We start from the raw sequence: 12,297 nt of genomic DNA on the forward strand, positions 1-12,297 counted from the left end.
GAAGCCAAGAAAAGCAAGGGAAACGCCGATGCTGCCGGGCCTGAAGGCCGGATTCACGCTGGATGCCCGGCTGGAGGCTGACAGCGAGCAGTTGATGTGGCTTGGGCTGTGCGAATTGCGGGTGATGAACGACCGTCGCTGGCCGTGGCTGCTCCTGGTGCCGCAGCGGCCGGGCGCGGAGGAGATCCACGATATGACGCCGCTCGACCAGGCGATGCTGACCTTCGAGACCAATATGGTGGCGCAGGCGCTGAAGAAGGTGAGCGGCTGCACCAAGATCAACACCGGCGCGCTCGGCAACATCGTGCGCCAACTGCATATCCATGTCGTCGCACGATCCGAGGGGGATCCCGGCTGGCCCGGCCCGGTGTGGGGGCATGGCCTGCGCGAGCCCTATCAGCGCTCCGACCTGCGCCGGTTTGCCGAAACGATAAGGGCAGCGCTATAAGCCTTCCCTGTGTCTATCCCAAGCATGTCCATCCCAAAGCACCAGAGTCCATATGAGCTTCCGCCTGTTTGACGCGCCCCCGCGCGAGCCGAGCCAGTTCGTCGGCTTTGCCGGCAACACGATCGACCGGCAATCCGAGAACCGCGCCGACGATTCGGTCGACAAGGCGCTGGCCGATCCGACGACACGGCTGCTTTTGATGAATGGCGGCCGGCTCTACCTGAAACTCGCCGATGGCGGTTTCGACCCTTGGTACCGCATCGCCGAGAGCGATCCCTTCAGCCCTTCCTTCGACCAGGGCGTCCTGCTCGGGTTTTCCGAACAGGGGCCGGTGCTGGCGGTGCTGGCCGGCATCGATGCCGAACAGTTGCCCGAAACCGTCAAGGCGATCGATTACCGCTCGGTCTATATGCAAGGACTGATCGACGAGGCCGCCGCCGGCGCGATGGCACAAGGGGCGGCCCTGCTCGCCTGGCACGCCAGCCACCGCTTCTGCAGCAAATGCGGCACACAATCGCAGATGCGGGCGGGCGGCTACAAGCGCCATTGCCCGAATTGCGGCACCGAGCATTTTCCGCGCACCGACCCGGTGGCGATCATGCTGACGGCGACGCGGGACAAATGCCTGCTCGGGCGTGGCCGGCACTTCGCGCCGGGCATGTATTCGGCACTTGCCGGCTTCATCGAGCCCGGCGAGACGATCGAGGCGGCGGTGCGCCGCGAGACGCTGGAGGAGGCCGGGATCCGGCTCGGCCGCGTCGTCTACCACGCGAGCCAGCCCTGGCCGTTCCCCTATTCGCTGATGATCGGATGCTTCGGCGAGCCGCTCAACGAAGACATCCAGGCCGACCTCAACGAACTGGAGGATTGCCGCTGGTTTTTGCGCGACGAGGTTCGCCTGATGCTGGACCGCACGCATCCCGACACGCTGGTCACCCCGCCGAAAGGCGCCATCGCGCATCACCTCATCCGCGCCTGGGTCGACAGCGAATAGTCATCGAAGTCATTGCAGGAGAGACAAATGATCCGTCACACCGTCGTCTTCACGCTGAAGCATCCGCCGCACTCGCTGGAGGAAAAGCGGTTTCTCGTCGACGCCAGGAAAATCCTCTCGGCGATCCGGGGCGTCACGCATTTCGAGCAATTGCGGCAGGTCAGCCCCAAGAACGACTATCAGTTCGGCTTCTCGATGGAGTTCGCCGACCAGGCCGCCTACACCAGGTACAACGACCATCCCGACCATGTCGCCTTCGTGCGCGACCGCTGGGTGCCGGAGGTCGAGACCTTCATGGAAATCGACTACGTGCCGCTGGGCTGGTAGCTCAATCCGCCACCTTCCACTGCTCGCGCGACTCGCTGGCCGGATAGACGCCGAGAATCCGCACCTCGCGCGAGAAGAAGCGAAGCTCGTCCAGCGCCAGCTTGACCAGCGGATCGTCGGGATGGCCCTCGATGTCGGCGTAAAACAGCGTCGCCGTGAAGGCGCCGAGCTGGTAGCTCTCCAGCTTGGTCATGTTGATGCCGTTGGTGGCGAAGCCGCCCATGGCCTTGTAGAGCGCGGCTGGCACGTTGCGGACGCGGAAGATGAAGGTCGTCATCATCTTGACGTCGGGTGACGGGCGCTCGGCCCATTGCTTGCTCTTGGTCAGGACGACGAAGCGGGTGACGTTGCTGTCGGTGTCCTCGACATTCTCCTCGATGATGTCGAGCCCGTAGAGCGTCGCGGCCAGCGCCGGCGACAGCGCGGCCATGGTGCGATCCTTGACCTCGGAGATCATTTTGGCGGCGCCCGCCGTGTCGCCGGCGACCACTCCCTTCCAGCCGTTCTTGCGGATGTATTTGCGGCATTGGCCGAGCGCGTGGATATGTGTGTGTACGGTCTTGATCTCGTCGCGCTTGACCCCGGGCAGCACCATCAGCTGGAAATGGATCGGCAGGAAATATTCGCCGACGATGTGCATCCTGGATTCCGGCAGGAGGTGGTGGATGTCGGCGACGCGTCCGGCGATGGTGTTCTCGATCGGAATCATGGCGAGATCGGCCTTGCCGGTCTCGACGGCATTGAAGGCGTCCTCGAAGGTCGGGCACGGCAACGGCTCCATCGAGGGATAGACGTTGCGGCAGGCGGTGTCGGAATTGGCGCCGGGCTCGCCCTGGAAGGATATTCTGTTGGTCTTTTCAGGCATGCCGATATCTCAGTTTGAAAGGATTTCCCTGGCGCGGTCCAGGTCTTCAGGCGTGTCGACGCCGAGCGGCAGCGACTGCACGATCTCGGCGTCGATGCGCATGCCGGCTTCCAGTGCCCGCAACTGCTCAAGCCGCTCGCGGCGCTCCAGCGGCGACGGCTTCAGCGCGACGAAGCGTTCCAGCGCCGCGCGCCGATAGGCGTAGAGACCGACATGGTGATAGAGCGGCCCCTCGCCCCAGGGCGCGGTAGCACGGGTGAAGTATAGCGCCCTCAGCCGCGTGGCCGACAGCGGCGACCCGACGATCTTGACGACGTTGGGATTGGTCTTTTCCTCCTCGCGGACGATCTCGACGCCGAGCGTGGCGATATCCACCGCGGCGTCCTCGAACGGCCTGAGCGACGCGGCGATGATGCCGGGATCGATGGTCGGCAGGTCGCCCTGCACATTGACGATCGTTTCGACCTCGCCTCGGGAATCGAGCGCCAACAGAGCTTCGTGGATGCGGTCGGAACCCGATTCATGGTCGATGCGCGTCATGACCGCCTCGAAACCATGCGCGCGCACCGCTTCGGCCACGCCTTGCGTGTCGGTCGCCACCACCACCCGGCCAAGCCCGGCTTCGGCCGCGCGGCGCGCGACATGGACGATCATCGGGGCGCCGGCAATGTCGGCCAGCGGCTTGCCCGGCAGGCGGGTCGAGGCCATGCGGGCCGGGATCAGGATCAAGGTGGACATCGGTCTGGCGAGGCGTTCGAAAAGAGGACAAGGAAAAGTGGCAAAAGGTCTCACTGGCAGCGCCCTTATAGGTGTTGCAACGCTGGAGCAAAAGACCTAGTTTCCGCCCGATTTGACCGGCCCTGGAGGGCAGGTCTCGATACCGACGGACGGAGTGGACGGTTCGGTCCGCCGGAAAAGGGAGCAAGGGGCGTATGGATTCCAACGAAGTCAACAAGCTGCTCGCCGGATTGCTCGGAACCGTTTTCGTCGTCTTCTCGGTCGGCATTGTGTCGGACGCGCTGTTTGCCTCGCCGGCGCCGGAAAAGCCCGGCTTCGCCATCGAGGCTGCGGAGCCCGCCGAAGGCGGCGCTGCCGCTCCAGCCGCCGAAGCCAAGCCGATCGCCGACCTCTTGGCGACCGCCAATGTCGAGGCCGGTGCTGCCGTCTTCAAGAAGTGCCAGGCCTGCCATTCAGGCGAAAAGGGCGGCCCCAACAAGGTCGGCCCGGATCTGTGGGATCTCGTCGATCGCCCTGTCGCCGAGCATGAAGGCTTCGCCTATTCGGCCGGCATGAAGGAATTCTCCAAGGGCGGCACAGAGAAGTGGACCTACGACAACATCAACCACTTCATCACTTCGCCGAAGAAATTCGTGAAGGGCACGGCCATGGGCTTTGCCGGCCTGCCCAAGGACGAGGACCGCGCCAACGTCATCGCTTATCTGCGCACACTGTCGGACAATCCCAAGCCGCTGCCGGCACCGGGCGCCGCTGCTGACGCCTCCGCGCCCGCCAAGCCGGCTGACGGCGCCGCACCGGCCAAGCCCGCGGCGCCGGCCGCTCCGGCAGCGCCGGCAAAATAACCGGATTGTCATCTCGACGTCCTTGAAAAAGCCGGGTTCAGCCCGGCTTTTTTGTTGGGAAAATGCGCGGTGCGGCGACAAAGCCGGCGCATTGCGGTTTTCACGAGCGTCAAATCATCTAGGATCGCCCTTCTGGATGATCTGGCACGCATCGCGAAAGGGAGAGTGCATGACGGTTGGCCGAACGCTTCTCAAGTCGCTGCTGGCGGCGGCCCTGCTGGTAGCAGGGTTGCAGACGACCCGGGCCGACGAGTGGCGGACAACCTCATCGCTGATCGGCCAATCCAAATACGGCGACAATTTCCAGCACTATGACTACGTCAATCCGAACGCGCCCAAGGGCGGCACGCTGAATTCGGTGCTGCTCGGCACTTATGACAGCTTCAACCCCTATGTCGTCCAGGGATCGCCTGCCGCGGGTCTTGTCGGCTTCGGCGGCGGCCTGCTCTACGACACGCTGATGGAACAGGCGACCGATGAGGGCAGCGTCAGCCATCCCCTGATCGCCGACGCCTACAAATACCCGGCTGACTATTCCTCGGCGACTTACCGGCTCGACCCGCGCGCCAAATGGCATGATGGCCAGCCGATCACCGTCGACGATGTGATCTGGTCGTTCCAGGTGCTGAAGGCCAACAGCCCGCAATACAGCCGCTATTTCGAGAACGTCACCGATGCGGTCGCCATCTCCGATCGCGAGGTCGAATTCCATTTCAACCAGAAGGGCAACCGGGAACTGCCCAAGATCATGGGCGACCTTGCCGTGCTGCCGAAACACTGGTGGGAGGGCACCGATGCCAGCGGCAAGAAGCGCGATGTCACCAAGCCGACGCTGGAAATCCCGCTCGGCTCGGCCGCCTACAAGATCGCCAGCTTCAAACCCGGTTCGGAAATCGTCTGGCAGCGCGTGCCGGACTATTGGGCGGCTAAGCTGCCGGTAAAGATCGGCCGCGAGAATTTCGACACGCGCCGATACACCTACATCCTCGACGACAATGCCGCCTGGCTTGCGTTCACGAAAGGTGGGCTGGAAGACATCAACCGCGAATACAGTTCTCGCAAATGGGCGACGGCCTATAATTTCCCGGCCATTCAGGCAGGCGACGTCATCAAGAAGGACTTCCAGACACAGTCGCCACAGCCGATGCAGGGCTTTGTTCTCAACCAGAGGCGGCCGCTGTTCCAGGATCGGCTGGTCCGCGAAGCACTGACCATACCATTCGATTTCGAGAGCATGAATCGCACGCTGTTCTTCGGCTTCAATACCCGCACATCGAGCTATTTCCAGGGTACCGAACTGGCGTCCAGCGGATTGCCGCAGGGCAAGGAGCTGGAGATCCTGGAAAAATACCGCGACAAGCTGCCGCCGGAACTCTTCACTCAGGAGTTCAAGCTGCCTGTCTACGATTCGCCGCAAGCGGAGCGGAAGTATCTGAAGCAGGCCGTCGATCTCTTCGCCAAGGCCGGGTGGGTCATCAAGGGCGGCAAGATGATCAACGCCAAGACAGGCTCACCGTTCAAGTTCGAGATCCTCGGCTGGAACGACACCGACCAGGTGATCGCCAGCCCCTACATTGCCAACCTGCGCAAGATCGGCGTCGACGCTACCCTGCGCATCATCGATCAGACGCAGTACATCAACCGCGTGAACCATTTCGATTTCGATGTCGTGACGGGTCTGTTCGGCCAGTCGGAGTCGCCTGGCAACGAGCAGCGCGATTTCTGGAGTTCCAAGGCCGCCGACGCGCCCGGTTCGCGCAACCTGATGGGCATCAAGGATCCTATCGTCGATGTGCTGGTCGATCGCATCATCTTCGCCACCGATCGCGATGATCTCGTCGCCGCCACCCACGCACTCGACCGCATCCTGCTGTGGAACTTCTACGTGGTGCCGCAATATTACCGTTCCGCCGTCTGGCTGGCCTATTGGAACAAGTTCAAGTTCCCCGACAAGCAGCCTGCCTATGTCGGCGCCGATATCGATTCCTGGTGGGTCGATCTCGACAAGGAAAAAGCGCTGGCGGCCAAATACAAAGGCGGTAATTGATGGGGCGGCAATCGATGACGGCCCTGCCCCGCCGCGACTTTCTCGCTCTTGGCGCAGCTGCCACTGCCGCCGCCTTGTTGCCGGGCAAGGCTTTCGCAAACATTGCCACCGGGATCAAGCTGCACGGTCTGTCCGCCTTCGGCGACCTCAAATACAAGCCTGATTTCACTCATTTCGACTACGTCAATCCGGACGCGCCCAAGGGCGGCCAGATGAATTTCGCGCCGCCCAGCGCAACCCTCAATCAGAGCTTCCTGACTTTCAACACACTGAATTTCCTGGTGTTGAAAGGAGAGGCGCCGCCGCGCGCCGAACTCTGCTTCGATTCCCTGATGGCAAGCGCGCTCGATGAGCCGGATGCGGTCTACGGCCTGCTTGCCGAGTCCGTCACGCTGTCGCAAGACCGCAACGGCTTCCGCTTCGCGCTTCGGCCGCAAGCGCGTTTCCATGACGGCTCGCCGCTGACCGCCGAAGACGTCGCCTCCGCGCTGAAGCTGTACAAGGACCAAGGCCACCCGAACCTTTCCAAGGCGCTGCGGCATATGACGGAGGCGGTCGCGGTCGATCCCGTCACCCTTGCCCTGACCTTCAATGGCGAACAGTCCGCGCAAAACATCCTAGCGGTCGTCGGAATGCCGATCGTGTCCAAGGCCTTTTATACGGCCAACAATTTCGATGCCTCAACGATGACACCGCCGCTTGGCTCGGGGCCCTACAGGATCGGACGCGTCGCGGCCGGACAGACTGTCGAATATGACCGCGTGGCCGACTATTGGGGCCGCGATCTCCCGGTGAACCGCGGTCTGTACAATTTCGACCGTATCCGCATCGACTTCTATCTCGACCGGCAGGCGGCATTCGAGGCCTTCAAAAAGGGCGATACGCATTTTCGCGAGGAATTCACCGCGCGTGTCTGGGCGACCGGATACGACTTTCCAGCGTTGAAGGACGGCAAGGTCGTCAAACGGGAATTTCCCGGCGAAAAGACGCCGGACATGCAGGGCGTCGCGCTTAACCAGCGTCGCCCGCAATTTCGCGACGAACGGGTGCGACGAGCGATCGCCAGATGCTTCGATTTCGAGTGGATGAAGCGGGCGTTGTTTTACGGCTCTTACGAACGCGCTCAATCGAATTTCGAACGGTCGGATTACAAAGCCGAAGGCCTGCCCTCGCCTGAGGAATTGGCCCTGCTGGAGCCGTTCCGTGCCGAGTTGCCGCCAGAGGTCTTTGGTGAAGCCGTAACGCAGCCCCTCTCCGACGGTTCGGGCCATGACCGCAAGCAGCTGGGCGAGGCTTCGCGGTTGCTTGCGCAAGCCGGCTGGAAGCGCGCGGGCAGTTTCCTCGTCAACGACAAGGGTGAGCGGCTGCGGGTTGAAATGCTGGCGGAGGATGACGGCATCGTTCGCATCTACACTCCGTGGTCCGAGAATATGAAGGCGATCGGAATCGACGCATCGATCAGGCAAGTCGACTCAGCGCAATATGAACAGCGGCAGAGCGATTTCGACTTCGATCTCAACATGCTCCATTGGTCGATCGGAGCGACACCGACTGATGACGGGCTGGAAATGCTCTATGATTCCCGGATGGCTGACACACCGGGGCAGCGCAATTATCCGGGTACGAAAAGCAAGGCCATCGACGCGCTGATCGTGGCGGCCGGCAAGGCGCAAAGCCGCGCAGAACTCGTCACGGCGCTGAGAGCGCTCGACCGGGTCTTGCGCGCGCGGCTAGACTGGATTCCAACATACTATCTGGCGAATCACCGCGTCGCCTATTGGGACATGTTCGGCTTTGTCGAGCAGAAGCCCGATTTCGGCTTTCCGGTCGAGGCGCTGTGGTGGTTCGATAAGGGCAAGGCGGCAAAAATTGGCAAAGGCTGAATTTCTTGCGGGCGTTGGCGCTGCCCCTCACCTGCCTGCCGGCATCCTCTCCCCGTATAGTGACGGGGAGAGGGGTGCTCTGATCAGTGATTTCGCCAACTACAAGCGTCGCGATAAGAGCGCCGAGATCATGGCCAGCCCCTTTCTCCCCGTCCCTATACGGGGAGAAATGTCCGGCAGGACAATGAGGGGCGGCGCCGGCGTCGACAATTGGCCTGAAGCGACTGCCTTGGGGGTGCCGCCGGACACGGTGGCTCTCCCTGAGGAGGATACCATCTGATGGGCGCCTATATACTGCGCCGCATCCTTTTGATGATCCCGACGCTGTTCGGCATCATGGCGATATCCTTCGCCGTCATCCAGTTCGCGCCTGGCGGGCCGGTCGAGCAGGTCATCGCCAAGCTGACCAACCAGGGCGGCAGCGACCGCCTCGGCGGTGGCGGCGGCGATGCGGGCGGTTCCAATTTCGACGCGGCCGGCGACGTCAGCTCGAAATATCGCGGCGCCCAGGGTCTCGATCCGGAATTCATCAAGAAGCTGGAGAAGCAGTTCGGCTTCGACAAGCCGCCGCTCGAGCGCTTCGGCATGATGCTGTGGAATTATTCCAGGTTCGATTTCGGCAACAGCTATTTCCGCGATATTTCGGTGCTCGACCTGATCCTGGAGAAGATGCCCGTTTCGATTTCGATCGGGCTCTGGATCACGTTATTGTCCTATCTGATCTCGATCCCGCTCGGCATCCGCAAGGCGGTCAGGGACGGCACCCCCTTCGACGTCTGGACCAGCGGCGTCGTCATTGTCGGCTATGCCATTCCGGGCTTCCTGTTCGGCATTCTTCTGATGGTGCTGTTTGCCGGCGGCTCGTTCTGGGACTGGTTCCCGTTGCGCGGCATTGTCTCCGACAATTGGGATCAGTTGTCGTGGCCGGCCAAGATCGCCGACTATGCCTGGCACATGACCTTGCCGCTGACGGCGCTGGTGCTGTCGGCCTTCGCCACGACGACGCTTTTGACCAAGAACTCGTTCCTGGAGGAAATCCGCAAGCAGTATGTGGTGACGGCGCGCGCCAAGGGCCTGTCGGAACGGCAGGTGCTTTACGGCCACGTCTTCCGCAATGCCATGCTGATCGTCATCGCCGGCTTCCCCGGTGCCTTCATCTCGGCCTTCTTCACCGGCTCGCTGCTGATCGAGAATATCTTCTCCCTCGACGGGCTCGGCCTGCTCGGCTTCCGGTCGGTGGTCGAGCGCGACTATCCCGTGGTTTTCGCCAATCTCTACATCTTCTCGCTTCTTGGCCTGTTCATCGGGCTCCTGTCCGACCTGATGTACACCTGGGTCGATCCGCGCATCGATTTCGAGCGGAGAGACGTCTGATGTCGGAGGCAAGCGTTACCGCCGGTGTCTTGCCGGAGCGGCTCCCACGGCCGTTCCTGTCGCCGCTCAACAAGCGCCGCCTGCAGAATTTCAAGGCCAACCGGCGCGGCTACTGGTCGCTATGGATCTTCCTCATCCTGTTCGTGCTGTCGCTGTTTGCCGAATTCATCGCCAACGACAAGCCGATCATCGCTTCCTACAAGGGCGAAATCCTGTTTCCGGTAATGGTCGCTTACCCCGAAGAAAAATTCGGCGGCTTCTATGCGGTCACGGATTACCGCGACCCGGTGATCCAGGACGAAATCAATGCCCATGGCTGGATGATCTGGCCGCCGATCCGCTATTCCTACCAGACCGTCAACAACGCCATCCCGGAAGCGGCACCCGCCAAGCCGTCCTGGCAATACGACGCCAAGACGCGCTGCAACCAGTATCCGCAAGGAGCCGATGACCCAGCCTGCAATGTCGGCAACTGGAACTGGCTCGGCACCGACGACCAGGCACGCGACGTGCTGGCGCGCGTCATCTACGGCTTCCGCATTTCGGTGCTGTTCGGCCTGATCCTGACCGCCGGCTCGGCTCTCATCGGCGTTGGGGCTGGTGCCTTGCAAGGCTATTTCGGCGGCTGGACGGATCTGCTGTTCCAGCGCTTCATCGAGATCTGGTCGGCCATTCCGGTGCTCTATCTGCTGCTCATCGTCGCCGCCATCCTGCCGCCGGGCTTCTTCATCCTGCTCGGCCTGATGCTGTTGTTCTCCTGGGTGGCGCTGGTCGGGGTGGTGCGGGCGGAGTTCCTGCGCGCCCGCAACTTCGAATATGTCAACGCGGCCCGCGCGCTCGGCGTACCCAACCGCACCATCATGTTCCGGCATCTGCTGCCCAACGCCATGGTGGCGACATTGACCTTCCTGCCCTTTTTGCTGAGCGGATCGATCTCGACGCTGACCTCGCTCGATTATCTCGGCTTCGGCCTGCCGCCGGGTTCGGCCTCGCTCGGCGAATTGCTCAAGCAGGCGCAGCGCAACCTCAACGCGCCTTGGCTCGGCATATCGGGCTTCGTCGTCATCTCGCTGATGCTGTCGCTGCTGGTTTTTGTCGGCGAGGCGACGCGCGATGCCTTCGATCCGCGCAAGACGTTCAAATGAGCGGAGCGCCCTTGCTCAGCGTGCAGGACCTCAGCGTCGCCTTCAGCCAGGGCGGCGGCCAGTCCGTTGCCGTCGACCACATCTCGTTCGACATCGCCAGGGGCGAGACGGTGGCGCTGGTCGGCGAATCCGGCTCCGGCAAATCGGTCTCGGCGCTGTCGGTGCTGAAGCTGCTGCCCTACCCCAGCGCCAGCCATCCGTCGGGCAAGATCCTGTTCCAGGGCGCCGACCTCTTGGCCATGAGCGAGAAGCAATTGCGCCAGGTGCGCGGCAACAAGATCACCATGATCTTTCAGGAGCCGATGACCTCGCTCAATCCGTTGCACACGATCGAGCATCAGATCGTCGAAATCCTGAAGCTGCATCAGGGCATGGGCGACCGTCCGGCCAAGGCGCGCACGCTGGCCCTGCTCAACGAAGTCGGCATTCGCGATCCGCAAAAGCGGCTCGACGCCTATCCGCATCAGCTTTCGGGCGGCCAGCGCCAGCGCGTCATGATCGCCATGGCTCTCGCCAACGAGCCGGAACTGCTGATCGCCGACGAGCCGACGACGGCGCTCGACGTCACGGTGCAGGCGCAGATCCTCGAACTGCTCGCGGGCCTCAAAAGCCGCAAGAGCATGTCGATGCTGTTCATCACCCATGACCTCGGCATCGTGCGCAAGATCGCCGACCGGGTCTGCGTGATGACCAAGGGCAAGATCGTCGAGACCGGGCCAACCAAGGACATCTTCGCCAACCCGCAGCACCCCTATACGCGCCACCTTCTGGCCGCCGAGCCGAAAGGCAAGCCGCCGGCCGCCAATGCCGACGCCAAGCCTGTCATGACCGGGAAGGACATCAAGGTGTGGTTCCCGATCAAGCAGGGCTTCTTCCGGCGCACGGTCGATCATGTGAAAGCGGTCGACGGCATCGATGTCACGGTGCGCGCCGGCCAGACACTCGGTGTGGTCGGAGAGTCGGGTTCCGGCAAGACGACGCTCGGCCTGGCGCTGGCGCGCATGATCTCGTCGACCGGAACCATTCAGTTCAACGGCCGCGACATCAACCAGCTCACCTTCAACGCCATGCGGCCGCTCAGACGCGAACTGCAGATCGTCTTTCAGGATCCGTTCGGTTCGCTCAGCCCGCGTATGTCGATCGCCGAGATCATCGAGGAAGGCCTGAAGATCCACGAGCCGAAACTGTCGCCCGACGAGCGCGACGACAAGGTCGCCGCCGTGCTGAACGAAGTCGGCCTCGACCCGGCGACCCGCAACCGCTATCCGCACGAATTTTCCGGCGGCCAGCGCCAGCGTGTTGCCATCGCCCGCGCCATGGTGCTCAACCCGCGCTTCGTCATGCTGGACGAGCCGACATCGGCGCTCGACATGAGCGTGCAGGCGCAGGTCGTCGATCTCCTGCGCAATTTGCAGGCCAAGCACGACCTCGCCTATCTCTTCATCAGCCATGACCTCAAGGTCATCCGGGCGCTGGCCAATGACGTCATCGTCATGCGCAACGGCCAGATCGTCGAAGCCGGCCATTCCGAACAGATTTTTGGAAATCCGCAAACCGACTATACTCGGGCGCTGATCTCGGCAGCCTTCAAGATCGAGACGGCTCCGACAGGCGCGGTCAGCGAGTGATCCGCA

General features: G+C 62.4%; 11 protein-coding genes. 9 read left to right on the forward strand and 2 right to left on the reverse strand.

From position 1 onward, the window contains the following. Nucleotides 1-28: 28 nt before the first annotated feature. The 3 genes from EN861_RS02355 to EN861_RS02365 are packed head-to-tail and all read left to right on the forward strand — an operon-like array spanning nt 29 to nt 1,769. Nucleotides 29-448 (forward strand): HIT family protein, encoded by a 420-nt coding sequence (locus tag EN861_RS02355; protein ID WP_135862131.1) that lies wholly within the window; start codon nt 29-31, stop codon nt 446-448. 52 nt (nt 449-500) lie between these two features. Further along, nucleotides 501-1,442 carry an NAD(+) diphosphatase gene (gene nudC, locus EN861_RS02360; RefSeq protein WP_135862133.1) on the forward strand — a complete coding sequence of 314 codons (942 nt, stop codon included), beginning with the start codon at nt 501-503 and terminating at the stop codon, nt 1,440-1,442. 27 nt (nt 1,443-1,469) lie between these two features. Beyond that, nucleotides 1,470-1,769: a Dabb family protein gene (locus EN861_RS02365; protein WP_015314049.1), complete on the forward strand. Its 300-nt coding sequence runs from the start codon at nt 1,470-1,472 to the stop codon at nt 1,767-1,769. Between the two features lies 1 nt (nt 1,770). Here the strand turns inward: EN861_RS02365 and EN861_RS02370 are convergent, their stop codons facing one another. Beyond that, nucleotides 1,771-2,634 (reverse strand): prephenate dehydratase, encoded by an 864-nt coding sequence (locus tag EN861_RS02370; protein WP_127279079.1) that lies wholly within the window; start codon nt 2,632-2,634, stop codon nt 1,771-1,773. 9 nt (nt 2,635-2,643) lie between these two features. Next, nucleotides 2,644-3,372, reverse strand: a complete 729-nt coding sequence (locus tag EN861_RS02375; RefSeq protein ID WP_127870716.1) for a 3-deoxy-manno-octulosonate cytidylyltransferase — start codon at nt 3,370-3,372, stop codon at nt 2,644-2,646. A gap of 194 nt (nt 3,373-3,566) precedes the next feature. On the opposite strand from EN861_RS02375, the gene EN861_RS02380 reads away from it, so the two are divergent. The 6 genes from EN861_RS02380 (at nt 3,567) to EN861_RS02410 (ending at nt 12,291) form a co-directional block, all read left to right on the forward strand. Then, entirely contained in the window at nt 3,567-4,214 is a 648-nt protein-coding gene (locus tag EN861_RS02380) for a cytochrome c family protein (RefSeq protein ID WP_127870715.1), read from the forward strand. 169 nt (nt 4,215-4,383) lie between these two features. Next, entirely contained in the window at nt 4,384-6,261 is a 1,878-nt protein-coding gene (locus EN861_RS02385) for an extracellular solute-binding protein (RefSeq protein ID WP_135862135.1), read from the forward strand. 14 nt (nt 6,262-6,275) lie between these two features. Next, nucleotides 6,276-8,144, forward strand: coding sequence for an extracellular solute-binding protein (locus EN861_RS02390; protein WP_135862137.1), 1,869 nt, complete (start codon nt 6,276-6,278; stop codon nt 8,142-8,144). A gap of 279 nt (nt 8,145-8,423) precedes the next feature. Then, complete coding sequence (locus EN861_RS02400) at nt 8,424-9,518, forward strand: microcin C ABC transporter permease YejB (protein WP_135862143.1); 1,095 nt, start codon at nt 8,424-8,426, stop codon at nt 9,516-9,518. Further along, complete coding sequence (locus EN861_RS02405) at nt 9,518-10,663, forward strand: ABC transporter permease (protein ID WP_127870712.1); 1,146 nt, start codon at nt 9,518-9,520, stop codon at nt 10,661-10,663. Before EN861_RS02400 ends, EN861_RS02405 begins: the two co-directional genes overlap by 1 nt. Continuing rightward, nucleotides 10,660-12,291: an ABC transporter ATP-binding protein gene (locus EN861_RS02410; RefSeq protein ID WP_135862146.1), complete on the forward strand. Its 1,632-nt coding sequence runs from the start codon at nt 10,660-10,662 to the stop codon at nt 12,289-12,291. Before EN861_RS02405 ends, EN861_RS02410 begins: the two co-directional genes overlap by 4 nt. The last annotated feature ends 6 nt before the right edge of the window (nt 12,292-12,297 follow it).

Origin of the sequence: Mesorhizobium sp. M8A.F.Ca.ET.218.01.1.1, assembly GCF_004791165.1 — a bacterium.
In the GTDB taxonomy this organism is placed as follows: domain Bacteria; phylum Pseudomonadota; class Alphaproteobacteria; order Rhizobiales; family Rhizobiaceae; genus Mesorhizobium.

Coding starts and splice junctions, on each gene's coding strand:
- EN861_RS02355 (WP_135862131.1), top strand. CDS start 29: ATGCTGCCGGGCCTGAAGGCCGGATTCACGCTGGATGCCCGGCTGGAG.
- nudC (WP_135862133.1), top strand. CDS start 501: ATGAGCTTCCGCCTGTTTGACGCGCCCCCGCGCGAGCCGAGCCAGTTC.
- EN861_RS02365 (WP_015314049.1), top strand. CDS start 1,470: ATGATCCGTCACACCGTCGTCTTCACGCTGAAGCATCCGCCGCACTCG.
- EN861_RS02370 (WP_127279079.1), bottom strand. CDS start 2,634: ATGCCTGAAAAGACCAACAGAATATCCTTCCAGGGCGAGCCCGGCGCC.
- EN861_RS02375 (WP_127870716.1), bottom strand. CDS start 3,372: ATGTCCACCTTGATCCTGATCCCGGCCCGCATGGCCTCGACCCGCCTG.
- EN861_RS02380 (WP_127870715.1), top strand. CDS start 3,567: ATGGATTCCAACGAAGTCAACAAGCTGCTCGCCGGATTGCTCGGAACC.
- EN861_RS02385 (WP_135862135.1), top strand. CDS start 4,384: ATGACGGTTGGCCGAACGCTTCTCAAGTCGCTGCTGGCGGCGGCCCTG.
- EN861_RS02390 (WP_135862137.1), top strand. CDS start 6,276: ATGACGGCCCTGCCCCGCCGCGACTTTCTCGCTCTTGGCGCAGCTGCC.
- EN861_RS02400 (WP_135862143.1), top strand. CDS start 8,424: ATGGGCGCCTATATACTGCGCCGCATCCTTTTGATGATCCCGACGCTG.
- EN861_RS02405 (WP_127870712.1), top strand. CDS start 9,518: ATGTCGGAGGCAAGCGTTACCGCCGGTGTCTTGCCGGAGCGGCTCCCA.
- EN861_RS02410 (WP_135862146.1), top strand. CDS start 10,660: ATGAGCGGAGCGCCCTTGCTCAGCGTGCAGGACCTCAGCGTCGCCTTC.